This is a genomic window from Salinarimonas sp., assembly GCF_046292825.1.
In the GTDB taxonomy this organism is placed as follows: domain Bacteria; phylum Pseudomonadota; class Alphaproteobacteria; order Rhizobiales; family Beijerinckiaceae; genus Salinarimonas.
The window spans coordinates 48,643-73,859 of sequence record NZ_JBKBQG010000020.1 but is presented as its reverse complement, the minus strand read 5'-3'; the positions used below and the strand labels follow the sequence as shown (position 1 = coordinate 73,859).

The window sequence follows — 25,217 nt, the reverse complement described above, 5'->3', positions numbered from 1 at the left end:
ACGTGGAGCGGCCATGCGCGTCGCGCGTCTCCTCATCGCCGACGACGGCCGGGACTTCGTCGGCCGAGACGTCGAGGCTGCCGATCTCGTGTTCGGCGGCCTCGTCGGGCACCGCCATTTCGGCACGACCATGACCTCCGATTCCCGCACGCCCTGGCACGCGCGCGGAACGCGCATCGCCAATCTGCGCCAGATCTCGCTCGTCTCGCTCGAGGAATGCGCGCAGATCGCGGCCGCGCTCGCGCTGCCCGAGATCGGCGCGGTCGACCTGCCGGCCCTGATCGGCACGAATCTCGTGCTCGCGGACGCGCCCGGGCTCACCGAGGCGATCGCGCCCGGCATGCGCCTGCAATTCCCGTCGGGCGCCACGCTCTTCGTCACCGAGCGCAATCCGCCCTGTCGGCAGCCCGGCGGCAAGCTCGCCGCCGCGCTCGGCCGCCCCGAGCTCACGTTCGATTTCGTCGCCGCCGCGAGGGGCCGGCGCGGCCTCGTCGCGCTCGTCGAGCGCGAGGGGCGGGTCGCGACGGGCGACGCCGTGAAGCCGATCCGCCCGCGCCCCTATTGACTGACCCCGCGGGCGAAACCGCCCGCGCAGGCTTGCATTATCCCCCGCGAGCGCGTATAGGCGCGCCCATTCCACACGTGGAGCCATGCCCCGAGCCAGATCGGGGCTGCCCCGGTGCCGGCGCGATGCCGGAACTCGGCTCCACGGAGGCTCAACCGGAGAAAACGACGATGGCTCTTCCCGACGTTTCCATGCGCCAGCTGCTCGAGGCGGGTGCCCATTTCGGCCACCAGGCCCACCGCTGGAACCCGAAGATGCTCCCCTACATCTTCGGCACCCGCAACAACATCCACATCATCGACCTCGCTCAGACCGTGCCGATGTTCTACCGCGCGCTCCAGGCGGTGAGCGACACGGTGGCGCGCGGCGGTCGCGTGCTGCTCGTCGGCACGAAGCGCCAGGCGCAGGACGCGGTCGCCGAGGCGGCCAAGCGCTCGGCCCAGTACTACGTCAATTCCCGCTGGCTCGGCGGCACGCTGACGAACTGGAAGACGATCTCCGGCTCGATCTCCCGCCTGCGCAAGGTCGAAGAGACGATCGGCGGCGGCGGCTCGGGCCTCACGAAGAAGGAGCGTCTGATGCTCGCGCGCGAGGGCGAGAAGCTCGACCGCGCGCTCGGCGGCATCAAGGACATGGGCGGCGTGCCCGACCTGATCTTCGTGATCGACACCAACAAGGAGCAGCTCGCCATCCGCGAGGCGCAGCGCCTCGGCATCCCGGTGGCGGCGATCGTCGACACGAATTGCGATCCGGACGGCATCACCTTCCCGATCCCGGCGAACGACGACGCCGGCCGCGCGATCGCGCTCTATTGCGACATGATCGCCCGGGCCGCGCTCGACGGCATCTCGCGCAGCCAGGGCGATCTCGGCATCGACATCGGCGCCTCCGAGGCTCCGATGGTCGAGGATCTGCCGGTCGAGACCGCCACCGAGCAGACCGCGGTCTTCGAGCGCCTCGTCGCCCCGCGCGGCGCGCCCGACGACTTCAGCAAGCTCACCGGCGCCGGCCCCGAGCTCGAGCAGACGCTCAACGACGCGGGCATCTTCCATTACTGGCAGATCGCGGCCCTGACCGACGAGGAGGCCGCCGCCCTCGATTCCGAGCTGAAGCTCAACGGCAAGATCGTGCAGAACGGCTGGGTCGCGCAGGCGCGCACCCATCTCGAAGCCGCCGCGGCCTGATCGCGACGGCGTCGTCGAGACCGGCGCCCCGCGGTCCGCCGTCATCGCGACGTCGCGAGAGCGCGGTCGATTCGACGAGGACGCATTCTTGACCCGACAAGCCCGGCGTGCCGAGACGGACCGCCGGGCTCCCCTTTTACGAAGGAGACATCGACCCATGGCGAACATCACCGCGGCGATGGTGAAGGAGCTGCGCGAGAAGACCGGCGCAGGCATGATGGACTGCAAGAACGCGCTCACGGAGACGGACGGCGACATCGAGGCCGCGGTCGACTGGCTGCGCAAGAAGGGTCTCGCCAAGGCGGCGAAGAAGGCCGGGCGCGTCGCCGCCGAGGGTCTCGTCGCGATCGAGGCGCGCGGCAACGTCGCCGCCATGGTCGAGGTCAATTCCGAGACCGACTTCGTGGCGCGCAACGAGCAGTTCCAGGCCTTCGTGCGTGCGGCGGCCAAGGTCGTCGCCGACACCGACGGCACGGTCGACGCCCTCGTCGCGGCCCCGATGCCCGGCGCCTCGGGCAGCGTCGGCGAGCGCATCCAGGAGCTCATCGCCACGATCGGCGAGAACATGACGATCCGCCGCACCGCCAAGGTGACGGTCGCCCAGGGCGTGGTCGGCAGCTACATGCACGCCGCCGTCTCGGAGGGCCTCGGCAAGATCGGCGTCCTCGTCGCGATGGAATCGACCGGCGGCAACACCGACGAGCTCGCCAATCTCGGCCGCATGATCGCCATGCACATCGCCGCCGTGAACCCGGTCGCGGTCGACGCGTCGGGCATCGATCCGGCGACGGTGGAGCGCGAGTCGGCGATCCTGCGCGAGAAGAACGCCGGCAAGCCCGACCACGTCATGCAGAAGATCGTCGAGAGCGGCCTAAAGTCCTACTACAAGGAGGTCACCCTCCTCGAGCAGTCCTTCGTGCACGACACGACGAAGACGGTCGGCCAGGTTCTCAAGGAGAGCGAGGGCAAGGTCGGCGGGCCGATCAAGATCGGCGGCTTCGTCCGCTACGCGCTCGGCGAGGGCATCGAGAAGGAAGAGACCGACTTCGCCGCCGAAGTCGCCGCCCAGGCCGGCGTCAAGGCCTGAGCGCGTCGCCCATCGCGCGATCGTGGAGCGCCGCCCCTCGGGGCGGCGTTTTCCGTTTCCGCGGCGCTCCGCCATCTTCCGCAGCGGCATTCGTGGCGCTTGCGGAGCGGCGGTCGCCCCCCTAACAAGAGCCCGCGCGCGGTCGCGTCGGGCTCCTCCGTCGGCTCCGCTTGCGCCGGAAGGCGCGGCGGGGCACCCTGCCGCGCGCGTCGATGCAATCGCGAACGGGAGGCGGCTTCGTGGCGATGCCCTACAAGCGCGTGCTGGTGAAGATCTCGGGCGAGGCCATGCAGGCCCCCGACGGCTATTGGCTCGATCCCCAGATCCTCTCCGGCGTCGCCGCGGACATCGCGCGCGCGACGGCGGCGGGCTTCGAGATCGCGCTCGTGGTGGGCGGCGGCAACATCATCCGGGGCGCGCGCATGAGCGCGGCCGGCTGGATCGATCGCGCCACCGCCGACTCGATGGGCATGCTCGCGACCGTGATGAACTCGCTCGCGCTCGAGACGGCGCTCAACGCGGCGGGCGTGCCGGCGCGCACGATGTCGGCAGTCTCGATGCCGACGATCTGCGAGACCTATGCGCGCCAGCCCGCGCTCCACCACCTCGACAAGGGCCAGGTGGTCGTGCTCGCCGGCGGCACCGGCAATCCGTTCTTCACGACCGACACCTCCGCCGTCCTGCGCGCCGCCGAGCTGCGCTGCGACGCCGTGCTCAAGGCGACGCAGGTCGACGGCGTCTATTCCGCCGATCCCAAGAAGGACCCGAGCGCCGTGCGCTACGAGCGCCTGACGCACGACGAAGCCATCTCCCGCGATCTCAAGGTGATGGACACCGCCGCCTTCGCGCTCGCCCGCGAGCAGGCGCTCGCGATCATCGTCGGCTGCGTGCATCCGCCGAGCTCGATCCTCGCGATCCTCGAGGGGACGGCGCCCTCGACGGTGGTCGCCCCTTGATGCGGGCGACGCATCGGCGTAATCCCCATCCCACGATGCACACGACAAACAGACAGGCGAGGGAGCGATGAGCGCGGATTTCGATCTCAACGACATCAAGCGGCGGATGGCGGGGGCGGTGTCCTCCCTGAAATCGGACCTCGCCGGCTTGCGGACCGGGCGCGCCTCGGCGAGCCTCGTCGAGCCCGTCCAGGTCGACGCCTACGGGGCGAGCATGCCGATCACGCAGCTCGCGACCATCAGCGTGCCCGAGCCGCGGCTCATCTCCGTGCAGGTCTGGGACCGCGGCATGGTCTCGGCGGTGGAGAAGGCGATCCGCGAATCCGATCTCGGCCTCAACCCGCAGACGGAAGGCCAGGTGATCCGCCTGCGCATTCCCGAGATGACCGAGCAGCGCCGCAAGGAGCTCGTCAAGGTGGCCCACAAATACGCCGAGGAGGCGCGCATCGCCGTCCGGCACGTGCGCCGCGACGGGCTCGACCAGCTCAAGAAGCTCGAGAAGGACGGCACCATCGGCCAGGACGACGAGAAGCGTCAGGCCGACCTCGTCCAGAAGGCGACGGACGAGCACGTGTCCGAGATCGACGGCGTGCTGGCGGCCAAGGAGAAGGAAATCATGCAGGTCTGAGGTGCCGCGACCAACGATCAGCGACGCCTCGACGACGACAGGTCCGGCCGCGACGGCCGCCCTCAGGAGCATGGAGCCGCAATGGCTGCCGAACTCGGCGCAACCGCCGCCCTGACGCCCCATTCCGGCCGGGGCGCCGCCTCGCAGCCTCATCAGGGGCGGCTGCCGCGCCATGTCGCCGTCATCATGGACGGCAACGGGCGCTGGGCGGCGCGCCGCGGGCTGCCGCGCGTCGAGGGCCACCGGCGCGGCGTCGAGGCCCTGCGCCGGGCGGTCCGCATCGCCGGCGAGGCGGGCATCTCCTACCTGACGATCTACGCCTTCTCCGCCGAGAACTGGAGCCGGCCGCAGGGCGAGATCGCCGATCTGATGGGGCTCCTCAAGCGCTTCATCCGCAAGGATCTCGCCGAGCTCGCCAAGAACAACGTGCGCGTCCGCGTGATCGGCGACCGCGCCGGCCTGTCGCCCGACATCGTCGGCCTGCTCGACGAGGCCGAGACGAGCACGGCGGGGAACGACGGGCTCGTCCTCGTCGTCGCCTTCAATTACGGCGGCCGCCAGGAGATCGTCCGCGCCGCCCGCGCCCTCGCCGAGCGCGTCGCGCGCGGAGAGCTCGCCGCGGAGGCCATCGACGAGGCGACCTTCGCGGGCGCGCTCGACACGCGCGGCATACCGGATCCCGACCTCGTGATCCGCACCTCGGGCGAGGTCCGGGTCTCGAATTTCCTGCCCTGGCAATGCGCCTACGCCGAATACGTGTTCCTGCAGGAGCTGTGGCCGGATTTCGACGCGGAGATCTTCGCCGCCGCGCTCGCGGAATATGCCCGCCGCGAGCGGCGCTTCGGCGGCCTCGGCGAGGGCCCGTCCGGCTCGGGGGCGCCCTGAGATGGCGAGCCCCCCGCACGAGGGCGGCTTTCTGCGCTCGGAGACCGGCGTGCGCCTCCTCTCCGCGCTCGTCCTGATCGCCGCCGCGCTCGGGGCGGCGATCGCGGGAGGCGTCGCGAACGCCCTGTTCTGGCTCCTCGTCGCCGGCGCCGCGCTCTACGAATGGGCCGCCGTGACGCGGCTCGCGCGGGCGCACGCCATGCGGGCGATCCTGATCGGGACGCTCGTCGCGGTGACGGCGTCGCTCCTCCTCGCCCCGGGGGCGATGCTCCTTGCGATCGGTCTCGGCCTCGCGGGCGTCGTCGCGATTCTCCTCCTCGCGCGCTCGGGTCGCGATCGGCTCTGGGCCTCGATCGGGCTCGGCGCCGCCCTCGTCCTCGCCCTCGTGCCCGCGCTCGTGCGCGAGCACCCGGCGCTCGGCCTGCCCGGTCTCCTGTGGATCTTCGCCGTCGTCTGGTTCACCGACATCGCGGCCTATTTCACCGGCCGGGCCTTTCGCGGGCCGAAGCTCTGGCCGGCTGTGAGCCCGGGCAAGACCTGGTCGGGGGCGATCGGCGGGCTTCTCGGCGGCACGCTGACCGCGACGCTCGTCGCGCTGGTCGCGGCCGGGCTCGGCTGGGTGCCGCCGCTCGGCTGGGCGGGGCTCGTCGCGATCGCGATCCTCGCCTCGATCGTCGGTCAGGGCGGCGACCTCGCCGAGTCCGCATTGAAACGACGGTTCGCTGTCAAGGATTCGAGCCGTATCATTCCGGGGCACGGAGGCGTGCTCGATCGGATCGACGCCTTCTTCGCCGTGTGCTGCCTCGGTGCCCTCGCGCTCCTGACGAACGCGTTCGGCTGAGGGGCTCGGGAGGTTCAAGGCCGCGACAGCCGCGGGAAAGGACGTTCGGGGATGACGCGCTCGATCACCATTCTGGGGGCCACGGGGTCGGTCGGGCGCTCGAGCGTCGACGTGGTGCGCGCCGATCCGGATCGCTTCCGGGTCGAGGCGCTCGTGGGCGGGCGCGACGCGCGGGCGCTCGCCGACCTCGCCGTCGCGCTCCGCGCGCGCTTCGCGGCGATCGCCGAGGAGAGCGCCGGCCCGGCCCTCGCGGAGGCGCTCGCGGGGACGGGGATCGCCTGCGGCGCCGGCCGCGCCGCGGTGCTCGAGGCGGCCCGGCGCGAGGCCGAGGTCGTGATCGCCGCGATCTCGGGCGCCGCCGGCCTCGAGCCGACCCACGCGGCGCTCGGGCATTGCCGCGTGCTCGCGCTCGCCAACAAGGAATGCCTCGTCTCGGCCGGCACCGCCTTCATGGCGGCGGCGCGGGCGACGGGCACCGTGGTGCGCGCCGTCGATTCCGAGCACAACGCCCTCGAACAGGCCCTGCGCGCGGGGCGGCGCGAGGACGTAGACCTGATCACGCTCACCGCCTCCGGCGGGCCGTTTCGCGAGACGCCGGCCGAGGCCCTCGCGCGGGTCAGCGTGCGCCAGGCGCTCTCGCATCCGACCTGGTCGATGGGCGCCAAGATCAGCATCGATTCGGCGACCCTGATGAACAAGGGTCTCGAACTGATCGAGGCGCACCATCTCTTCGGGGTCGGTGCGGAGGCGCTCGCGGTCCTCGTCCACCCGCAATCGATCGTCCACGGCCTCGTCCATTGGCGCGACGGCTCGGTCACGGCGGGGCTCGCCGCGGCGGACATGCGGGTGCCGATCCTCAACAGCCTGGAGATCGACGGCGCGCGCCTCTCCCACGCGGCGCCGCGGCTCGATCTCGCGACGATCGGCACGCTCACCTTCGCGCCGCCGGATCGTGCGCGCTTCCGTTGCCTAGCGCTCGCCGAGGCGGCGCTCGCCGCGGGCGGAGGGGCGACGACGGTGCTCAACGCGGCGAACGAGGTCGCCGTCGCGGCCTTCTGCGCCGAGCGCATCGGCTTCACCGCCATCGCGGATCTGGTGGAGCGGGTCTGCGACGTCATGGCCGCCGCCGCCCGCCCTACGCCCGCCACGATCGAGGAGGCATTAACGCTGGACGCGGAATCTCGCGCACGCGCGGCCGAAATCTTGCAGGATGGGACGCTGCGACCGATCTAGGGTTCGCGAGACACGGCCGGCGCTGCGGCGCGGCGAACGGGGAGTGGAGCGGATGGAGTTCATCGGGGCGATGGGCGGGGGCGTGTTCAGCCTCCTGTTCGGCTATATCGTGCCCTTCCTGTTCGTGCTCGCGATCGTCATCTTCGTCCACGAGATGGGTCACTTTCTCGTCGGGCGCTGGTGCGGGGTGGGCGTGCAGGCGTTCTCGCTCGGTTTCGGGCCGGAACTCGTGGGCTGGACCGACAAGCACGGGACGCGATGGAAGGTCTGCGCCGTGCCGCTCGGCGGCTACGTGAAGTTCGCGGGCGACGCGGGCGCGGCCTCCAATCCCGATCAGGAGGCCATCGCGCAGATGAGCGAGGCCGAGAAGGCCGTGAGCTTCCACCACAAGTCGGTCGCCCAGCGCGCGGCGATCGTCGCCGCGGGCCCGATCGCGAATTTCATCCTCGCGGTCGCGCTGTTCGCGGGGCTCCTCTACGTGAACGGGCGCGACGTGATCGTGCCGCGCGTCGAGGCGGTGATCGAGGGCAGCGCCGCGGAGCGCGCCGGCATCCTGGCCGGGGACGTCATCGTCGAGATCGACGGCCGCACGATCGTCGGCTTCAACGACATGCAGCGAATCGTGTCCTCCTCGGCGGAGGACCGTCTGACGATCGTGGTCGATCGCGGCGGGCAGCTCCTCTCTCTCGAGGCCGTGCCGGAGCGGGTCGAGACCGATACCGCCTTCGGGCGTCAGCGCATCGGGATGCTGGGCATCCAGGCCTCGCGCACCGAGGAGGCGATTCGGCACATCAGCTACGGACCGGTCGAGGCGCTGCGCCAGGGCGTCTACGAGTGCTTCTTCGTCGTGGAGCGCACCTTCAACTACCTCGGCAAGCTCGTGACGGGCCGCGAATCGGCGGACCAGCTCTCCGGGCCGATCCGAATCGCCAAGGTCTCGGGCGAGGTCGCGACCTTCGGCATCGTCGCGCTCCTGTCTCTCGCGGCCGTGCTCTCGGTGTCGATCGGGCTCATCAACCTGTTCCCGGTGCCGATGCTCGACGGCGGGCACCTGATGTTCTACGCGGTCGAGGCCGTGCGCGGGCGCCCCTTGAGCGAGAATGCGCAGGAGATCGGCTTCCGCATCGGCTTCGCGCTCGTGATCATGCTGATGCTGTTCGCCACCTGGAACGATATCGTTCACCTTACCGCATCGTTTACCCGCGCGGGGACGTGACACGAAGGCCACGCCCCGGCAAAATCCGTCTCGGGTGTGGACGTGGCGGTTTGCAGAACCGCCAGACTTGGTTAGAAGCGAGACTGGACCAGAACGGTCGGGGGGTGTGAAAGCGCCCGTCGGCACGCGCACGGTAACCCGTGGAAACCAAGAACGAGACGGGCCGATCAATGTCTGTGAAGAAGCATCGCCGGATCACGGCGACGAAGCGTATGTCCGTCGCCATGGCCGCCGCCTTCGCGGTGCTCTCCGTCGGCGAGGCCTTCGCGCAGCAGGTCGTGGTGCGAGGCAACGAGCGCATCGACGATGCGACGATCCGGGCCTACGTCGTCGGGGTGAGCCCCGAGGAAGCCAGGCGCAACCTGGTCGCGACGGGCTTCTTCACGAATGTCAGCGTCAGCCGGAGCGGCGGGCAGACGATCGTGACGGTCGCGGAGAACACGGTCGTCAACCGCGTCGCCTTCGAGGGCAATCGCCGCATCCAGGGCGACACGCTGCGGCCCGAGCTGCAGACGCGGGCGCTCCAGCCCTATAACCCGGCGACGATCGCGGCCGACGTCGCGCGGATCGAGGAGATCTACCGCCGCACCGGCCGCGCGCTGGCGCGCGTCTCCCACCGCATCGTGGACGTTCCCGGCGGTCGCGTGGACGTCGTCTTCACGATCGACGAGGGCGTCAAGACCGGCGTGCGCTCGATCTCCTTCGAAGGCAATCAGGCCTTTTCGGATCGGCGCCTGCGCGACGTGATGACCACGACCGAGCAGGGCATCCTCTCGTTCCTCAAGACGACCGACGTCTACGATCCGGACCGCCTCGCCGCCGATCTCGAGCTCATCCGCCGCTTCTACCTGCGCAACGGCTATGCCGATTTCCAGATCGTCGGCACGAATGTCGAGTTCAGCGAGGCGCAGCAGGGCTTCCTCATCACCATCGCGGTGGACGAGGGCATGCAGTACCGCGTCGGGTCGGTGAGCGTCGATTCGCGGATCCCGGGCGTCGCGACCGCCGATCTCGACCGTCGCGTCCTCACCCGCACCGGCCGCATCTACGACGCGACCGAGGTCGAGCGCAGCCTCACCGAGCTGACGACCGAGGTCGCCCGCCGCGGCTTCCCGTTCGCGCAGGTGCGCCCGACGGGCGAGCGCGACCGCACCGCGGGCGTCGTCAACATCGCCTATATCGTCGAGGAAGGCCCGCGCGTCTTCATCGACCGGATCAATATCCGCGGCAACACGCGCACGCGCGACTACGTCATCCGTCGCGAGCTCGATCTCGGCGAAGGCGACCCCTACAACAAGGTCCTGCTGGACCGCGCCGAGCGGCGGCTCAACAATCTGGGCTTCTTCGAGCGCGTTCGGATCTCGACCGAGCCGAGCCTCGCGCCCGACCGCCTGATCGTGAACATCGACGTGGAGGACCGTCCGACGGGCTCCTTCGCGATCGCCGGCGGCTATTCGTCGGCCGACGGGTTCATCGGCGAGATCTCGCTGACCGAATCGAACTTCCTCGGTCGCGGCCAATTCGTGCGGATCGCGGGCTCCTGGGGCGAGCGCTCGCAGGGCATCGACTTCTCGTTCACCGAGCCGTACTTCCTCGGCTATCGGGTGGCTGCGGGCTTCGACCTGTTCTCGACCTTCAGCGACGCCTCGCGGACGGCGTTCTACGAGACGCGGACGACGGGCGGCACGGTCCGCTTCACGGTGCCGATCACCGAGGAGTTCTCCATCGGCACCCGCTACTCGCTGTTCGAGCAGAAGCTGACCATCCCGGCGCGCTTCCGCCCGCAATCCTCGCTCGCCTTGCGCGAGGCGGAGGGGCGGACGATCACCTCGCTCGTGGGCCTCACCTTCACCTACAATTCGCTCGACAACGCGCGCGATCCGCGGTCGGGCCTCTTCGCCGAGGTGCGTCCGGACGTGGCGGGTCTGGGCGGCGACTCGCGCTATTTCCGCGTCACTGCCGATGCGCGCTATTATCACGAGCTGTTCGACGACGTGGTCGGCATCGCCCGCGTCCAGGGCGGCCACGTGGCGGCCTTCGGCCGCGACCGGCTGCGCATCCTCGACCACTTCCAGCTCGGCCATTCCCTGGTGCGCGGCTTCGAGTCGATGGGCCCGCGCGATCTCGCGGTCACCGATCCGCGCGGCAACGCGCTCGGCGGGACGACCTATTTCGGCGGCTCGATCGAGGTCCAGTTCCCGATCGCGCTCCTGCCGCGAGATCTCGGGCTCCGGGGCGCGGTCTTCGCCGACGCGGGCACGCTGTTCGGCTACGACGGCAGCCGCGTGATCCAGGGAACGGCGATCAACGTCCGCGACGATCGGTCGATCCGCTCCTCGGTCGGCGCGAGCCTGCTCTGGGCCTCGCCGCTCGGCCCGATCCGCTTCGACTATGCCTGGGCCCTCTCGAAGGGCGCGGGGGACCGGACGCAGGCCTTCCGCTTCTCCGGCGGAACGAGCTTCTGACGCGCATCGTTGCTTGCGGAGCGCGGCCCTCCCGCCGCGCTCCGACGACAGGCGCGAGGGAGCCTATGGCGGAGCCCGTCTTCTTTCCGGCCGCGGGTGCGATCTCGCTTCGCGAGGTCGCCGAACTCGCCGGCATCGCCGTTCCCGAGGGTGCCGACCCGGAACGCGCCTTCACGGGGGCGGCTGCGCTCGATCACGCAGCGCCGTCGGCAATCGCCTACATGGACAATCCGCGCTACGCGCCGTCCCTCGCCGCGACGCAGGCGGGGCTCGTGCTCCTGTCCCGCCGCTTCGCCGGCAAGGCGCCCTCCGGCACGATCGAGCTCGTCGTCGGCGATCCCTACCGGGTCTTCGCGGCCGTGCTCGCCCGGCTCTTCCCCGAGGCGACGCGGCCGCAATCGAGTTTCTCCGCGCAGGGCGTCTCCCCCGGCGCCATCGTCCACCCGACCGCGCGTATCGAGCACGGCGCGACGATCGATCCCGGTGCCGTCGTCGGCCCGCATGCGGAGATCGGCGCCGGCAGCATCGTCTGCGCCAATGCCGTCGTCGGCCCGCAATGCCGCATCGGCCGCGATTGTTCGATCGGGCCCGGCGCGACTTTGTCCCATGCGCTCGTCGGCAACCGCGTCATCGTCCATGCGGGGGTGCGGATCGGGCAGGACGGCTTCGGCTTCGCCATGGGCGGGCGCGGCCACGCCAAGGTCCCCCAGGTCGGCCGCGTCGTCATCCAGGACGACGTCGAGATCGGCGCCAACACGACGATCGACCGCGGCTCCTCGCGCGACACCGTGATCGGGGAGGGGACCAAGATCGACAACCTCGTCCAGATCGCCCACAACGTCGTCATCGGCCGCCATTGCGTGATCGTCGCCCAGGTCGGCATCTCGGGCTCGGCGACGCTCGAGGATTTCGTCGTGCTCGGCGGTCAGGTCGGAATCGTCGGTCACGTGCGGATCGGCGCGGGCGCGCAGATCGCGGGCTCCTCCAACGTCAATGGCGACGTGCCGCCGGGCGCGCGCTGGGGCGGCACGCCGGCCAAGCCCGTGCGGGACTGGTTCCGCGAGATCACGGCCGTCAAAACGCTTGCATCCCGGCGCGTTTCCGCCAAAGACGACGGCGAGGCGAGCGAGAGCTGACGCCGCGGCCCGGCGCCGGAGAAGACGAGAGAGGGAGCGCGATGAGCGAGAGTGAGACCACGAGCCTCGAAGCCGTCGACATCGTCCGCATCCTGGAGCTCCTGCCCCACCGCTACCCCTTCCTGCTCGTCGACCGCATCCGCGACATCGATTCCGATCGCTCCTGCATCGGCATCAAGAACGTCACCTTCAACGAGCCGCAATTCACCGGTCATTTCCCGACGCGGCCGATCTTCCCGGGCGTGCTCCTCCTGGAGGGAATGGCGCAGACGGCGGGCGCGATCTGCGTGCTGGCGTCCCTCGCCAAGTCGAAGAAGCCCGAGCAGGTCTATTTCATGACGATCGACAAGGCGAAGTTCCGCAAGCCCGTCATCCCCGGCGACACGGTCGAGTTCCACATGACGAAGCTCAACCAGCGGCGGAACATGTGGTGGTACCGCGGCGAGGCGAAGGTCGACGGCGCCGTCGTGGCCGAGGCGGAGCTCGCCGCCATGCTGGTGCTCGAGTGAGCGCGCGCATCCATCCGAGCGCGATCGTCGAGGACGGCGCCCGCCTCGGCGCCGACGTCGTCGTCGGACCGTTCTGCCATGTCGGGCCGCAGGTCGAGCTCGGCGACGGTTGCGAGCTCGTGAGCCACGTGGTGATCGCCGGGCACACGACGATCGGCGCGCGCACGAAGATCTTCTCCTTCGCGGCGCTCGGCCATCCGCCGCAGGACTTCAAATACAAGGGCGAGCCGAACCGGCTGATCGTGGGGGCCGATTGCATCATCCGCGAATCGGTGACGATGAACCCCGGCACGCCGCACGGGGGGCTCGAGACGCGCGTCGGCGATCGCTGCTTCCTCCTCGCCTACAGCCATGTCGCGCACGATTGCAGGCTTGGCGACGGCGTCGTGCTGACGAACAACGTCATGCTCGGCGGCCATACCGAGATCGGGGACCACGCCATCATCGGGGGCGGCGCGGGGCTCCACCAGCGGGTGCGCATCGGCGCCTACGCCTTCGTGGGCGGCATGTCGGCGATCGAGCAGGACGTGATCCCCTACGGCATGGCGCTCGGCAACCGCGCCCGGCTCGCCGGCCTCAACATCATCGGCCTGCGCCGCCGCGGCTTCTCGCGCGAGAGCATCCACGACCTGCGCCGCGCCTACCGGCTCCTGTTCGCGCCGGAGGGGACGCTCGAGGAGCGGCTGGAGGACGTCGAGCAGGCCTATGGCGGGCATGCGCAGGTCGCCGAGATCCTCGCCTTCATCCGGGCGCGCGGCGACCGCTCGGTGCTGACGCCCAAGGACGGCGCCGACTGATGAGCGGGGAGGGCGAGGCGCGCCCGCTCGTGCTCGTCGCCGGCGCGGGGGCGCTGCCGCGCATCGTCGCCGAGGCGGCCCTCGCCGCGGGGCGCCCGACCCGCATCCTCGCTCTGCGCGGCTTCGCCGAGGCCGATCTTCGGGCGCGGGCGGAGCGCGTCGTCGACGTCCTCGACGTCGCGACGATCCTCGACCAGCTGCGCGCCTGGGGCGCCTGCGAGATCGTGCTCGCGGGCGGCGTCAGCCGACCCTCGCCGGCGGCGCTCGCCTCCGGCGTCGCGGCCTGGCGCAACCGCCGCGAGCTCGCCGAGATCTTCGGCCGCGGCGACGATCATCTCCTGCGCGCCGTGATCCGCCTCCTGGAGGACGAGGGCCATCGCGTGCTGGGCGCCCACGAGGTCGCGCCCGCTCTCCTGCCGGCGGCCGGGCCGATCGGCGGGCCGAGCGTGCCGCCGGAGGCGCGCGCGACGATGGCGGTCGGCTTCGCCTGCCTCGCGGCGCTCTCGCCCTTCGACATCGGCCAGGCGCTCGTCGTCGAGAACGCGCGCATCCTCGCGGTGGAGGGCCCGGAGGGGACCGATCGCATGCTCGCCCGCGTCGCCGATCTCGACCGCGGGCGCGGCTTCATGCGCCTTCTCGGCGGAGCGCAGACGAAGGCGGAGGGCGTGCGCGTCCTCGTCAAGGGCGCGAAGGCGGGACAGGATCCGCGCGTCGATCTCGCGACCGTGGGCCCGCGCACGGTCGCCCGCGCGGCCGAGGCCGGCTGTCGCGGGATCGCGATCGCGGCCGGCGCGACGCTCGTGGTGGACCGGCCCAGCATGGCGGCCGAGGCCGATCGGCTCGGGATCTTCGTCGTCGCCTGCGATCCGCCGCGAGAGGACCCGCGCGCATGAAGCCCGATCCGCATATCTATCTCATCGCGGGCGAGGAATCGGGCGATCAGCTCGGCGCCCGCCTGATCGAGGCGCTGCGCGAGCGCCTGCCGCAGGCGCGGTTCTCCGGCATCGGCGGGGAGCGCATGGCGCGGGCGGGGGTGACGAGCCTGTTTCCCATGGCCGACATCTCGGTGATGGGCATCCTGCCGGTGATCGCGCGCCTGCCGAGCCTGCTCGCGCGCATCCGGCAGGCGGCGGACGCCGTCGTCGCGGCGGCGCCCGACATGCTCGTCGTGATCGACAGCCCGGATTTCACCCACCGGGTGGCGCGCCGCGTGCGGCGCCGGCTGCCCGGTCTGCCGATCGTGAACTACGTCTCGCCGACCGTCTGGGCCTGGCGGCCCTGGCGCGCGCGGTCGATGCGCGCCTATGTCGATCATGTCATGGCGCTCAAGCCGTTCGAGCCGGCGGCGCATCGGCGCTTGGGCGGTCCGCCTTGCACCTATGTCGGCCATCCGCTGATCGAGCGCACCCGAGACCTGCGCCCCGCGCCCGGCGAGCGGGCGGCGATCGGGGAGGGGCCGCTCGAGCTCCTCGTCCTGCCGGGCTCGCGCCGCTCGGAGGTCTCCCGGCTGATGGCGCCCTTCGGCGGGGCGATCGCCCGGCTCGCCGAGAGCCTCGGCCGCCCCGTGTCGGTGACCCTGCCGGCCGTCGACCACGTCCTGCCCCTCGTCGAGGAGGGGGTGGCGGGCTGGGCGCAGAAGCCGCGTATCGTGCGCGGTGAGGCGGCCAAATTCGAGGCCTTCCGCCGCGCGCAGGTCGCGCTCGCGGCCTCCGGCACCGTCACGCTCGAGCTCGCGCTCTCGGGCGTGCCGATGATCGTCGCCTACAAGGTGTCGAAGCTCGAGGAGAGCCTGCGCTTCCTGCTGACCGTCGACACGATCGTGCTCGCGAACCTCGTTCTCGGGGAGAAGGCGATCCCGGAATTCGTGCAGGATCAGGTGACCGCCGAGCGCCTCGCCGACGCGCTCGCGCCCTTGTGCGACGACACGCCCGCGCGGCGCGCCCAGGAGGCGGCCTTCGCGCGCATCGACGCCGCCATGGATCTCGGCGGCGAGACCCCGAGCGCCGCCGCGGCGCGGGTGGTGATCGAGACGATGACCGCGCGGGGGTGAGGGCGCGCGTCCGCGCGGCTCGGGTCCGGTTTCGGTCGGGTGCCGACGCAGCTCCATTCGACGCTGATGGTCTCGTCGGGGGGCATGACGCACCGCCTGGTGCGGCTGGAGCGGGACCCCTACACGCGACGACCGTCCGAGCGCGCATGCCGTGCTTGCTCCACCACCTCACCCTCGCGCATGATGAAGAAACGCAGCCTACAGGCTGCGACTGCGACGTCGTGCGTATGGGTTCCGGATTGCCCTCTAGCGTTTGGGATTACAACGTCGGGGCTGCTCCCCCGTGTCATCCCCGGCCGGAGCACGCGTAGCGTGCGCAGGGGAAGGGGACCCAGCGCAGGAAGACGCTTGCGGAGCAAGCGCTCGCGCCGCCGACCAGGCGGCTCGTCGCCGCCACAAGTGCTTGCTCCGCAAGCAATTCTCGTGCTGGGTCCCCTTCCCCTCCGGTCGCAAGCGACCTCCGGCCGGGGATGACACCGGTGGAGCACTCACCCTGTCGGCGCGACTGACTTGATAACGACATTCGGGCCGAGCAGGGGAGGGGGCTCCCCCTCCCCGTTGGCGACGATCACGCCGCCTTCGTCTTCGCGCGTCCGTAGAAGGTCTCGCCCCGCGCGGCCATGTCGCGCAGGAGCTGCGGGGGCGCGAAGCGGGGCCCGTGGATCTCCGCGAGGCGCTCCGCCTTCTCGACGAAGGTCTTGGCCCCCATCATGTCGATATAGGAGAGGGCGCCGCCCGTGAACGGCGCGAAGCCGAAGCCGAGGATCGAGCCGACATCGGCCTCGCGCGGATCGGTGATCACCCCTTCCTCGACCGTGCGCGCCGCCTCGAGCGCCTGGGCGATCAGGAGGCGCTCCTGCAGCTCCTCGAAATCGATCGTCTCGCCGAGCCGCGGCGCCTTCACGAGGTCCGAGAGCCCCGGCCAGAGCCGCTTCTTGCCGCCCTCCGGATAATCGTAGAAGCCCTTGCGGTTCTTGCGGCCGAGCCGGCCTTCCGTCTCGACCATGGCGACGAGGAGCGCTTCCTGCGCCGGGTCGACCGCGCCCTCGCCGAGCTGCGCCTTCGTCGCCTTGACGATCTTGAGCGCGAGATCGAGCGCCACCTCGTCGTTGAGCGAGAGCGGCCCGACCGGCATGCCCGCCGCCTTGCCCGCGTTCTCGATCATGGCGGGCGGCACGCCCTCGGTGAGCATCTTGTGCCCTTCGAGGATGTAGGCGCCCACGCAGCGATTGGCGAAGAAGCCGCGCGCGTCGTTGACGACGATCGGCGTCTTCTTGATCGCCCGCACGAAATCGAGCGCGGTCGCGAGCGCCTCCTCGCCCGTCTTCTCGCCCATGATGATCTCGACGAGCATCATCTTCTCGACCGGCGAGAAGAAATGGATGCCGATGAAGCGCTCAGGGCGGGCGGAGGCCTTGGCGAGCCCCGAGATCGGAAGGGTCGAGGTGTTCGAGCCGAAGATCGCGCGCTCGCCCACGGCCGCCTCGACCTCGGCGATGACCTGCGCCTTGACCTTCGGATCCTCGAACACGGCCTCGATCACGAGGTCGCAGCCCGAGAGATCGGCATAGGAGGCGCTCGGGGTGATGAGGGCGAGGAGCGCGTCGCGGTCGGCGCCCTTGGCGCGGCCCTTCATCACCTGATCGGACATCAGCTTCTGCGAATAGGCCTTGCCCTTCTCCGCCGCCTCCATGTCGCGGTCGACGAGGACGACCTCGAAGCCCGCCGCCGCGGAGACGTAGGCGACGCCCGCGCCCATGAAGCCCGCGCCGACGACGCCGATCTTCTTGAGGTTCGTCTTCGGCGCGGAAGCCGGGCGGCGCGCGCCCTTGTTGAGCTCGCCCATCGAGACGAAGAGCGTGCGGATCATCGCCGCCGCCTCCGGCGAGCGCAGGATCTTCGCGAAATAGCGGGACTCGACGCGAAGCGCGAGGTCCATCGGCAGCTGCAGGCCCTCGTAGACCGATTGCAGGATGGCCTTGGCGGCGGGGTAGTTGTCGTTCGTCTCGCGGCGATAGATCGCGTTCGCGGCCGGCCAGATCTGCATGCCGGCGGCCGAATAGACCTTGTTGGAGGGCAGCTTGAAGCCCTTCTCGTCCCAGGGCGCGACCGCCTTGCCGCCCTGGCGGATGTAGTCCTTGGCGGTCTCGATGAGCTTGTCGTGGGGCACGACCTCGTGGACGAGGCCCATGTTGCGGGCCATCAATCCCTTGATCTGCTGGCCCTTGAACAGCATCTGCAGGGCGTCGCCCGTCTGCATCAGGCGCGCCACGCGCTGCGTGCCGCCGGCGCCGGGGAAGAGGCCGACCTTGATCTCGGGAAGCCCCACCTTGGTGCGGTCGTGGTCGCAGAGCACACGGCGATGGCAGGCGAGGGCGAGCTCGAAGGCGCCGCCGAGGCAGATTCCGTGCACCGCCGCGACGAAGGGCTTGCCCGCCGTCTCGATGCGCCGGTAGAGGAGCGAGAGACGCCGCGATTCCTCGAAGAAGACGCGCATCGCCTCCTCCTCGCCGCGCTCTCCCGAGAGCTTCACGAAGAGATCGCGCAGGCCCTGGAGCATCGTGAGATCGGCGCCGCCCGAAAAATCGTTCTTGGCGGAGGCGATCACGCAGCCCTTGATGCCCTCGTCGGAGACGACGCGCTGGAGGATCGCGTCGAGCTCGTCCATCACCGCGACGGTGATGACGTTCATCGAGCGGTCGGGCATGTCCCAGGTGGCGGTGGCGATGCCGTCGGCATCGATTTCGAAGCGGAAATTCGTGAGATCCATCTCGTGTCCTCCCGTCACACGCGCTCGATGATCGCGGCGGTGCCCATGCCTGCGGCGACGCAGAGCGTGACGAGCGCGACCGACTTGTCCGTGCGCTCGAGCTCGTCGAGCGCGGTGCCGAGCACCATGGCGCCGGTGGCGCCGAGCGGGTGGCCCATGGCGATCGCGCCGCCGCAGGGGTTCACACGCTCCGGATCGAGATCGAGCGCCTGCATGTAGCGCAGGACCACCGCCGAGAAGGCCTCGTTGATCTCGAACAGATCGACGTCGGAGACCTCCATGCCCGCCTTCTTGAGCACCAAGGCGGTGACGTCGATGGGGCCCGTCAGCATCAGCGCGAGGTCCGAGCCGATCGAGGCGAAGGCGCGCAGCCGCGCGCGCGGCTTGATGCCGGCCATCTCGCCCGCCGCCTTGGTGCCGATCAGCACGGCCGAGGCGCCGTCGACGATGCCGGACGAATTGCCGGCATGGTGGACGTGGGTGACGAACTCGACGTCCGGATGCGCCGCGATCGCGACCGCGTCGAAGCCCGCCATGTCGCCCATCTGCTCGAAGGCGGCCTTGAGCTGGCCGAGCGACTGCATGTCCGTCTGCGGACGCAGGTGCTCGTCGCGATCGAGGATCACGAGCCCGTTCACGTCGCGCACCGGAACCACCGATTTCGAAAAGCGCCCCTCGTCCCAGGCGCGGGCGGCGCGCTTCTGGCTTTCGACGGCGAAGGCGTCGACGTCGTCGCGCGAGAAGCCGTATTTCGTCGCGATCAGGTCGGCGGCGATGCCTTGCGGCAGGAAATAGGTGTCGATCGCGAGCTTGGGATCGACCGGCCAGGCCCCTCCCGAGGCTGCCATGCCGATGCGGCTCATGGATTCGACGCCGCCGCCGATCGTCATCTCCTTCATGCCGCTCATCACCTGGGCGGCCGCGAGGTTGACGGCGTCGAGGCCCGACGCGCAGAAGCGGTTGATCTGGACGCCCGGCACCTCCTTGCCGAAGCCGGCCTTGAGGGCGGCCGCGCGGGCGATGTCGCCGCCCGCCTCGCCGACGGGGTCGACGCAGCCGAGCACCACGTCCTCGATCATCACCGGATTGAGGTGGTTTCGATCCTGGATCGCCTTCAGCGTCGTCACCGAGAGATCGACGGCCGGCACCTCGTGCAGCGATCCGTCCGCCTTGCCGCGACCGCGCGGGGTGCGGACGTGATCGTAGATGTAGGCCTCGGGCATGAATGTCTCCCTGTCAGGGTTCTTCTGTTGCGATCCTGCCTGGTCTCTTCGGCGAGACGACGACCCGCCGACCGGCGACGCGACATCGCAGGCCGGCGGCCGTCCGGGGCGGACGGCATTCGGCGCATCTCCGACGAGCGCAGGCCGACCCGATGCGATCGGGTCGCGCGCCTTCCGCGAATATGGTCATGGATCGGCGTCACGTCCACCGAGAGAACGCACGAAAGGCCAGCATCGCGCCAGCCGTGCCGACGGCGACGGGGATCCTCGCGGCTTCCGCCGCGGCGTCGCGACGAGCCGCCTGGTCGGCGGCATCAGGAGCGTGCTTGCGCACGCGTCTTTCTGCGCTGGGTCCCCTTCCCCTGCGCACGCTTTGCGTGCTCCGGCCGGGGATGACACCTGGCGACGGCCCACCGGTGTCATCCCCGGCCGGAGCGCCGAAGGCGCGCAGGGGAAGGGGACCCAGCATGAGAATCGCTTGCGAAGCAAGCGCTTGTGGCGGCGTCAAGCCGCTTGGTCGCCGGGATCGCGAGCGCGCGAGCGCTCACTCCTGGAGCATGCGCTTGAGGAGTTCGACCTCCTCGTTCAGCGTGCCGTCCTCGCCGATCGCCTTCTCGATCTTGCGCACGGCGTGCAGCACCGTCGTGTGGTCGCGTCCGCCGAAGCGGCGGCCGATCTCGGGCAGCGAGCGCAGCGTCAGCGTCTTCGACAGATACATCGCGATCTGGCGCGGGCGCACCACGGCGGCCGTGCGGCGCTCGGAGAGGATGTCGGAGCGCGAGACGTTGTAGCGGGTCGCGACGAGCTTCTGGATGTCCTCGATCTTGACGCGCTTGGGCTCGCGGTTGCGCACGAGATCGCGGATCGCGGTCTCGGCCGTCTCGAGCGTGATCGGCGCGCCGGTCAGCGTGGCGTGGGCGAGGAGGCGGTTGACGGCGCCCTCGAGGTCGCGGCCGTTCGTCGTCACCTGACGGGCGACGTAGGCGATCACCTCGGCATCGACCGCGAAGCTCGGGTGCTGGGCGCGGACGGCGGCGACCCGGGTCGTGAGGATCGCCTGGCGCAGCCCGTCGTCGAGCGCCCCGACCTCGACCACGAGGCCGCCGGCGAGGCGCGAACGGGCGCGCTCGTCGAGGCTCTCGAGATCGGCGGGCGGACGGTCGGCGGCGATCACGACCTGACGGCCGGAATCGATCAGCGCGTTGAGCGTGTGGCCGAATTCCTGCTGGATGGTGCGGCCCTGGATGAACTGCACGTCGTCGATGATCAGGAGGTCGATGCCGCGCAGGCGCTCCTTGAAGGCGAGCGAGGTCTGCGCCTTGAGCGCCGCGACGAAGCCGTACATGAAGCGATCGGCGGTCAGGTAGATCACCCGCTTGCCCTGGGCGCGCGCCGCCTGGCCGATGGCATGCAGGAGGTGCGTCTTGCCGAGGCCGACGCCCGCATGGACGTAGAGCGGGTTGTAGAGCGCCGGGCCGTCGTTGCGGGCGACGCGATCCCCGGCGGCGTGGGCGAGCGCATTCGAGCGCCCCACAATGAAGCTGTCGAAGGTCAGGCGCGGATCGAGCGGGGCGCCGGCGATGTCGCTCTCGGGAACGGCGGGGGAGGGGGCGGGTGCCTGCGCGGCCGGGGCGACGAGGGCGGGACGGCGGGCCGTCTCGATTGCCGCGGCGCTCGCCGGCTCGACCCGGCGGGCGCCGTCGCGCACGCCGGTGCCGCGGACGCCGAGCGTCAGCCGCTCCACGCCCGGCTCCTCGTCGCGATAGATGGCGAGGACGCGGTCGAGGTAATGCGCCTCGATCCAGCTCTTCAGGAACCGCGTGGGGACGGTCAGGCGCGCGGCGCCGTCGGCGACATGGTCGAGTTCCAGGCGCGCGAACCAGCTCGTGAACAGCTCCTCGCCGAGCTCGGCCCGCAGACGTCGGCGAACCCGTGCCCAGGTCTCGGCCCCCGCCTCGCGAGCCGACGCGCCGCACGCGTCGCCGCCGGCCTCGATGCCGAAGAGCCCCGGTTTGGCTCGCTCCTCACCGCCGTGAAACATCATGCCCTCCTTCCCTGACGATGAGGGAGCCCGCCGCAGAGCCCCCATCGCCCATGCCCCGTTCGGCGCGCGAACCGCGCGCTGACGATCGCGCCGCCCCCGCGAAAGCGGAGGCACCGGACCGGATCTTCTCGTTGGTGTAATAGACGATGCAGGTCTAAGACGTGCCGTCGATACGGTCGAGGCAAGCCGTCATCGGGTCGATATTGTTTGTTCTGCCGACGAAAGACACCTGCGCGTCCCCCAATCCTCAGGCCTGCTCGACCGATTATCGCTTGGTTACTTCGGCCAGCCGGCGAAGTCCCCTGACCTTACACAGCGCCCCCACCCGGCGCAACAGCGGAGAATCCACCGTGGCTCCGAAAGCACTCGCGCGGGCTGCGAGGATTCCGTGGAGAGCGGAGTAAGTGGCTGTGGATCTTATCGTTTCATTTACGTTCAGCCCCGTCCGCGGGCGATTCGGGCCCCCGCGCGGAGCGGGGTCGGCGGTGTCCGCAGGTCGGGCGATTCCGGCGCCATAGATGCTTTGCCCCCTAAGGCCTTGGAATTTAAAGTCTTTATTTGCGCGGCTCGGAAACGGCCAAGCCGCGTTTCGGCGCCGGACGCCCCGCCTGGAGTCAAGTAGAACGAAAGTAAAACTTTCGTCGTGTTCAGTCTTTTTGCTCGCAGCGTTGCGCAAATCCCGCAGAGCGGCTCCGCGTCGTCGGCATGCTGAATGTCAGGTAAAGAGCTGCCGAAGAGCCGATCCGGCTGCACGAATAGTAGGCGCCAACGAAAAAAGCCCGGCGAGCCGGGCTTTTTGCATCGTTATTCCGATATACACGCGGGGAATACCTCGCCGCGCGATCGACCGTTCGCCTCAGGCGCGCACCTCGAGAGCGCGGACGCGGCGGCTCAGGCGCGACACCTTCCGCGAGGCGGTGTTCTTGTGGGTGACGCCCTTCTGGGCCGAGCGCATGATGATCGGCTCGGCCGCGACGAGGGCGGCGCGGGCGGCGCCCGCATCCCCGCCGGCGATCGCCAGCTCGACCTTGCGGATGAAGGTGCGCATGCGCGAGCGGCGCATGCGGTTGATCGCCGTGCGCTTGGCGATCTTGCGCGTCATCTTCTTGGCCGAGGGCGTATTGGCCATGCTGCGGAACCCCGTTCTCGAATGCGCCGACCGGCGAGACCGTTGACGGCTCGCGCTCGGGGATCGGCTGTTGCGTGCTGAACCCGTGGATGCGCCCGCGCTCGCCGCGCGGCGCATCCGTGAGAGCGGGCTTATAGTCGCGTGCGGCGCGCTCGTCAACGCCTTCCTCGCGAGAACCCGCGCGACGTCGCTCTCAGGCGCTCGGCGCCTCGCCGAGGAGCGCGCAGAAGCGGGCGAGATCGACATTGCCGCCCGACACGATCACCCCCACCCTGAGGCCCGCGATGTCGGTCGCGGCGAGGGCGGCGGCGGCGGCGAGGCAGCCCGTCGGCTCGACGACGACCTTCATGCGCTGCGCGAAGAAGCGCATCGTCTCGACGAGCGCTGCGTCGGACGCGGTGACGATGCCGGCCGCGTGCACTTCGAGAATCGCAAAGGTGAGGGCGCCGAGCGCCGTCGTCTGGGCGCCGTCGGCGATCGTCTTGGGCACCTCGATCGTGACGATGCGTCCCGCCTCGAGCGAGCGGCGCGCGTCGTCGCCCGCCTCCGGCTCGACGCCCCAGACCGCGCAATCGGGCGCGAGCGCGGACGCCGCGAGGCAGGCGCCGGAGGTGAGCCCGCCGCCGCCCAGGCACACGTAGAGCCGATCGAGCGGCCCGACCTCGTCGATCAGCTCCTTCGTCGCCGTGCCCTGGCCGGCGATGACGTCGCGATGGTCGAAGGGCGGGATGAGCGTATAGCCGTGCGCCTCGGCGAGCCGCCGCCCGATCGCCTCGCGATCCTCGCGGAAGCGGTCGTAGACCACGACCTCGGCGCCGTAACCCTTCGTCGCGGCGACCTTGATCGCCGGCGCGTCGTGCGGCATCACGATCGTCACCTTCGCTCCCAGCAGCGCCCCCGCATGCGCCATCGCCTGGGCGTGATTGCCCGAGGAGAAGGCGACGACGCCGCGCGCGCGCGCCGCCTCGTCGAGCGCCGCGATCGCGTTATAGGCGCCGCGGAACTTGAAGGAGCCGGTGCGCTGGAAGCTCTCCATCTTGAAGAAGAGCTCGGCGCCCGTCATCGCGTTCGCGGTGCGGGACGTCATCACCGGCGTCCTGCGGGCGACGCCCTCGAGCCGCCGGGCCGCTTCGAGCACGCATTCGTAGGTGGGCAGCACAGGCGTCTCCTCACTCGTGACCGAAATTCGGCGCGCGCTTCTCGACGAAGGCCTTCATGCCCTCCTTCTGATCGGCGGTCGCGAACATCGCGTGGAAGACGCGGCGCTCGAAGCGGATGCCCTCCGCGAGCGTCGTCTCGTAGGCGCGGTTGACGCTCTCCTTCGTCATCATCGCGATGGGCAGCGACATCGCGGCGATCTTCTCGGCCGCCGCCATCGCCTCCTCGACGAGCTTGTCGGCGGGCACGACGCGCGAGACGAGGCCCGCGCGCTCGGCTTCGGCCGCGTCCATCATGCGGCCCGTGAGGCACATCTCCATCGCCTTCGCCTTGCCGACATAGCGGGTGAGGCGCTGCGTGCCGCCGGCCCCCGGCATCACGCCGAGCTTGATCTCGGGCTGGCCGAACTTCGCGGTCTCGGCCGCGATGATGAAGTCGCACATCATGGCGAGCTCGCAGCCCCCGCCGAGCGCGAACCCCGCGACCGCCGCGACGATGGGCTTGCGCCGCGCGCCGACCTTGTCCCAGGCGGTGATGAAATCGTCGAGATAGGTCTGCGGGAAGGAGAGCCCCTGCATCTCCTTGATGTCCGCCCCCGCCGCGAAGGCCTTCTCCGAGCCGGTGATCACCACGCAGCCGATCCCCGGATCGCGATCGTAGCCGTCGAGCGCGTCGTTGAGCTCGGCGACCAGCGTGGAATTGAGCGCATTGAGCGCGTGGGGCCGGTTCAGCGTGACGAGCGCCACGCGCCCGCGGATCTCGGTGAGGATGGTCTCGTAGGACATCGCGCTTCCTCCTGTGGGGATTGCCTCATGGGTATCGAGAGGCGCGCGCGGCGGCAAGGGGGCGGGGCGCGCCCATCCCTCCCCGTAGGGGAGGGTGGACTTTCGTGGCGAACGCCGAGAAAGGCCGGGTGGGGCCCGTGGGTGGAGATTGTCTCAAGAACCTCGGGCCCCACCCGACCTCGTTCGCCTGCGGCTCCGAGGGATGCTCGCGCCCCTCCCTCCCCGTAGGGGAGGGTGGCCCCTGAGCGCAGCGAAGGGGTCGGGTGGGGCCTGACGTTTGGAGAACAATCTCCACCCGGGCCCCACCCGGCCTTTCTCGCTTACGCTCGCAAGTCCACCCTCCCCTACGGGGAGGGATGTCTGCGCTCCCCCTCTTCGTCCTCCTCCGGCGCGTCGTCCTCCTCCATCACCGGGAACGCATAGCCCCCCGTGAGCCAGCGCTGGAGATCCACGTCGGCGCAGCGCTTCGAGCAGAAGGGGCGGTAGCGCGTTTGCGTGGGCTTCCCGCAGATCGGGCACTTGCCGGCGACGGGCGTCTCCTCTTCCATCGCCACCC

At 70.3% G+C, this 25,217-nt stretch carries 22 protein-coding genes; 15 read left to right on the top strand and 7 right to left on the bottom strand.

The features are described 5' to 3' along the window. Positions 1–13: 13 nt before the first annotated feature. The 15 genes from ACK4UM_RS11620 to lpxB all read left to right on the top strand — a co-directional run bounded on the left by ACK4UM_RS11620 (position 14) and on the right by lpxB (position 15,552). Complete coding sequence (locus ACK4UM_RS11620; RefSeq protein ID WP_409798935.1) at positions 14–565, top strand: MOSC domain-containing protein; 552 nt, start codon at positions 14–16, stop codon at positions 563–565. A 170-nt stretch (positions 566–735) separates the two neighbouring features. Then, entirely contained in the window at positions 736–1,749 is a 1,014-nt protein-coding gene (locus ACK4UM_RS11615) for a 30S ribosomal protein S2 (RefSeq protein ID WP_409798933.1), read from the top strand. A 157-nt stretch (positions 1,750–1,906) separates the two neighbouring features. Then, on the top strand, positions 1,907–2,836 hold the full coding sequence (gene tsf, locus ACK4UM_RS11610) for a translation elongation factor Ts (RefSeq protein WP_409798931.1): 930 nt from the start codon (positions 1,907–1,909) through the stop codon (positions 2,834–2,836). Positions 2,837–3,081: 245 nt separating this feature from the next. Then, positions 3,082–3,792 carry a UMP kinase gene (gene pyrH, locus ACK4UM_RS11605; RefSeq protein ID WP_409798950.1) on the top strand — a complete coding sequence of 237 codons (711 nt, stop codon included), beginning with the start codon at positions 3,082–3,084 and terminating at the stop codon, positions 3,790–3,792. Between the two features lie 67 nt (positions 3,793–3,859). Continuing rightward, positions 3,860–4,420 carry a ribosome recycling factor gene (gene frr / locus ACK4UM_RS11600; protein WP_409798929.1) on the top strand — a complete coding sequence of 187 codons (561 nt, stop codon included), beginning with the start codon at positions 3,860–3,862 and terminating at the stop codon, positions 4,418–4,420. Positions 4,421–4,501: 81 nt separating this feature from the next. Continuing rightward, complete coding sequence (locus tag ACK4UM_RS11595; protein ID WP_409798928.1) at positions 4,502–5,305, top strand: isoprenyl transferase; 804 nt, start codon at positions 4,502–4,504, stop codon at positions 5,303–5,305. Between the two features lies 1 nt (position 5,306). Beyond that, positions 5,307–6,146, top strand: a complete 840-nt coding sequence (locus ACK4UM_RS11590) for a phosphatidate cytidylyltransferase (RefSeq protein ID WP_409798926.1) — start codon at positions 5,307–5,309, stop codon at positions 6,144–6,146. A 51-nt stretch (positions 6,147–6,197) separates the two neighbouring features. Then, positions 6,198–7,379, top strand: a complete 1,182-nt coding sequence (dxr, locus tag ACK4UM_RS11585) for a 1-deoxy-D-xylulose-5-phosphate reductoisomerase (RefSeq protein WP_409798924.1) — start codon at positions 6,198–6,200, stop codon at positions 7,377–7,379. A gap of 52 nt (positions 7,380–7,431) precedes the next feature. Next, the gene (rseP, locus tag ACK4UM_RS11580; protein WP_409798922.1) at positions 7,432–8,595 is read left to right on the top strand and encodes an RIP metalloprotease RseP; all 1,164 of its coding nucleotides are present in this window, start codon (positions 7,432–7,434) and stop codon (positions 8,593–8,595) included. A 170-nt stretch (positions 8,596–8,765) separates the two neighbouring features. After that, entirely contained in the window at positions 8,766–11,060 is a 2,295-nt protein-coding gene (gene bamA / locus ACK4UM_RS11575) for an outer membrane protein assembly factor BamA (RefSeq protein ID WP_409798920.1), read from the top strand. A 65-nt stretch (positions 11,061–11,125) separates the two neighbouring features. Then, positions 11,126–12,196 carry a UDP-3-O-(3-hydroxymyristoyl)glucosamine N-acyltransferase gene (gene lpxD, locus ACK4UM_RS11570; RefSeq protein WP_409798919.1) on the top strand — a complete coding sequence of 357 codons (1,071 nt, stop codon included), beginning with the start codon at positions 11,126–11,128 and terminating at the stop codon, positions 12,194–12,196. Positions 12,197–12,237: 41 nt separating this feature from the next. Then, positions 12,238–12,705 (top strand): 3-hydroxyacyl-ACP dehydratase FabZ, encoded by a 468-nt coding sequence (gene fabZ, locus ACK4UM_RS11565; RefSeq protein WP_409798917.1) that lies wholly within the window; start codon positions 12,238–12,240, stop codon positions 12,703–12,705. Further along, the gene (gene lpxA, locus ACK4UM_RS11560; protein ID WP_409798915.1) at positions 12,702–13,502 is read left to right on the top strand and encodes an acyl-ACP--UDP-N-acetylglucosamine O-acyltransferase; all 801 of its coding nucleotides are present in this window, start codon (positions 12,702–12,704) and stop codon (positions 13,500–13,502) included. The genes fabZ and lpxA overlap by 4 nt, the downstream gene beginning before the upstream one ends. After that, positions 13,502–14,395 (top strand): LpxI family protein, encoded by an 894-nt coding sequence (locus ACK4UM_RS11555; RefSeq protein WP_409798913.1) that lies wholly within the window; start codon positions 13,502–13,504, stop codon positions 14,393–14,395. The genes lpxA and ACK4UM_RS11555 overlap by 1 nt, the downstream gene beginning before the upstream one ends. Then, positions 14,392–15,552, top strand: a complete 1,161-nt coding sequence (gene lpxB / locus ACK4UM_RS11550; protein ID WP_409798911.1) for a lipid-A-disaccharide synthase — start codon at positions 14,392–14,394, stop codon at positions 15,550–15,552. The genes ACK4UM_RS11555 and lpxB overlap by 4 nt, the downstream gene beginning before the upstream one ends. A 568-nt stretch (positions 15,553–16,120) precedes the next feature. Here the strand turns inward: lpxB and ACK4UM_RS11545 are convergent. The 7 genes from ACK4UM_RS11545 to ACK4UM_RS11515 all read right to left on the bottom strand — a co-directional run bounded on the left by ACK4UM_RS11545 (position 16,121) and on the right by ACK4UM_RS11515 (position 25,209). Further along, on the bottom strand, positions 16,121–18,322 hold the full coding sequence (locus tag ACK4UM_RS11545; protein ID WP_409798909.1) for a 3-hydroxyacyl-CoA dehydrogenase NAD-binding domain-containing protein: 2,202 nt from the start codon (positions 18,320–18,322) through the stop codon (positions 16,121–16,123). A 14-nt stretch (positions 18,323–18,336) separates the two neighbouring features. After that, complete coding sequence (locus tag ACK4UM_RS11540; RefSeq protein ID WP_409798907.1) at positions 18,337–19,545, bottom strand: acetyl-CoA C-acetyltransferase; 1,209 nt, start codon at positions 19,543–19,545, stop codon at positions 18,337–18,339. A 544-nt stretch (positions 19,546–20,089) separates the two neighbouring features. Then, positions 20,090–21,586: a chromosomal replication initiator protein DnaA gene (dnaA, locus tag ACK4UM_RS11535; RefSeq protein WP_409798948.1), complete on the bottom strand. Its 1,497-nt coding sequence runs from the start codon at positions 21,584–21,586 to the stop codon at positions 20,090–20,092. Positions 21,587–22,445: 859 nt separating this feature from the next. Next, complete coding sequence (gene rpsT, locus ACK4UM_RS11530) at positions 22,446–22,718, bottom strand: 30S ribosomal protein S20 (RefSeq protein ID WP_409798905.1); 273 nt, start codon at positions 22,716–22,718, stop codon at positions 22,446–22,448. 193 nt (positions 22,719–22,911) lie between these two features. Further along, a complete protein-coding gene (locus ACK4UM_RS11525; RefSeq protein ID WP_409798904.1) occupies positions 22,912–23,877 on the bottom strand; it encodes a threo-3-hydroxy-L-aspartate ammonia-lyase in 966 nt (321 codons plus the stop codon). Positions 23,878–23,887: 10 nt separating this feature from the next. After that, entirely contained in the window at positions 23,888–24,661 is a 774-nt protein-coding gene (locus tag ACK4UM_RS11520; protein ID WP_409798902.1) for an enoyl-CoA hydratase, read from the bottom strand. 344 nt (positions 24,662–25,005) lie between these two features. After that, the gene (locus ACK4UM_RS11515) at positions 25,006–25,209 is read right to left on the bottom strand and encodes a DNA gyrase inhibitor YacG (RefSeq protein ID WP_409798900.1); all 204 of its coding nucleotides are present in this window, start codon (positions 25,207–25,209) and stop codon (positions 25,006–25,008) included. Positions 25,210–25,217: the final 8 nt, after the last annotated feature.

Excerpts from the sequence above, each read along its gene's own strand:
- fabZ (WP_409798917.1), top strand. The coding sequence starts at position 12,238 with ATGAGCGAGAGTGAGACCACGAGCCTCGAAGCCGTCGACATCGTCCGC.
- ACK4UM_RS11595 (WP_409798928.1), top strand. The coding sequence starts at position 4,502 with ATGGCTGCCGAACTCGGCGCAACCGCCGCCCTGACGCCCCATTCCGGC.
- lpxD (WP_409798919.1), top strand. The coding sequence starts at position 11,126 with ATGGCGGAGCCCGTCTTCTTTCCGGCCGCGGGTGCGATCTCGCTTCGC.
- ACK4UM_RS11520 (WP_409798902.1), bottom strand. The coding sequence starts at position 24,661 with ATGTCCTACGAGACCATCCTCACCGAGATCCGCGGGCGCGTGGCGCTC.
- ACK4UM_RS11515 (WP_409798900.1), bottom strand. The coding sequence starts at position 25,209 with ATGGAAGAGGAGACGCCCGTCGCCGGCAAGTGCCCGATCTGCGGGAAG.
- lpxB (WP_409798911.1), top strand. The coding sequence starts at position 14,392 with ATGAAGCCCGATCCGCATATCTATCTCATCGCGGGCGAGGAATCGGGC.
- bamA (WP_409798920.1), top strand. The coding sequence starts at position 8,766 with ATGTCTGTGAAGAAGCATCGCCGGATCACGGCGACGAAGCGTATGTCC.
- dxr (WP_409798924.1), top strand. The coding sequence starts at position 6,198 with ATGACGCGCTCGATCACCATTCTGGGGGCCACGGGGTCGGTCGGGCGC.
- ACK4UM_RS11545 (WP_409798909.1), bottom strand. The coding sequence starts at position 18,322 with ATGGATCTCACGAATTTCCGCTTCGAAATCGATGCCGACGGCATCGCC.
- tsf (WP_409798931.1), top strand. The coding sequence starts at position 1,907 with ATGGCGAACATCACCGCGGCGATGGTGAAGGAGCTGCGCGAGAAGACC.
- ACK4UM_RS11555 (WP_409798913.1), top strand. The coding sequence starts at position 13,502 with ATGAGCGGGGAGGGCGAGGCGCGCCCGCTCGTGCTCGTCGCCGGCGCG.
- dnaA (WP_409798948.1), bottom strand. The coding sequence starts at position 21,586 with ATGTTTCACGGCGGTGAGGAGCGAGCCAAACCGGGGCTCTTCGGCATC.
- rpsT (WP_409798905.1), bottom strand. The coding sequence starts at position 22,718 with ATGGCCAATACGCCCTCGGCCAAGAAGATGACGCGCAAGATCGCCAAG.
- ACK4UM_RS11590 (WP_409798926.1), top strand. The coding sequence starts at position 5,307 with ATGGCGAGCCCCCCGCACGAGGGCGGCTTTCTGCGCTCGGAGACCGGC.
- pyrH (WP_409798950.1), top strand. The coding sequence starts at position 3,082 with ATGCCCTACAAGCGCGTGCTGGTGAAGATCTCGGGCGAGGCCATGCAG.
- ACK4UM_RS11620 (WP_409798935.1), top strand. The coding sequence starts at position 14 with ATGCGCGTCGCGCGTCTCCTCATCGCCGACGACGGCCGGGACTTCGTC.
- frr (WP_409798929.1), top strand. The coding sequence starts at position 3,860 with ATGAGCGCGGATTTCGATCTCAACGACATCAAGCGGCGGATGGCGGGG.
- rseP (WP_409798922.1), top strand. The coding sequence starts at position 7,432 with ATGGAGTTCATCGGGGCGATGGGCGGGGGCGTGTTCAGCCTCCTGTTC.
- ACK4UM_RS11540 (WP_409798907.1), bottom strand. The coding sequence starts at position 19,545 with ATGCCCGAGGCCTACATCTACGATCACGTCCGCACCCCGCGCGGTCGC.
- ACK4UM_RS11615 (WP_409798933.1), top strand. The coding sequence starts at position 736 with ATGGCTCTTCCCGACGTTTCCATGCGCCAGCTGCTCGAGGCGGGTGCC.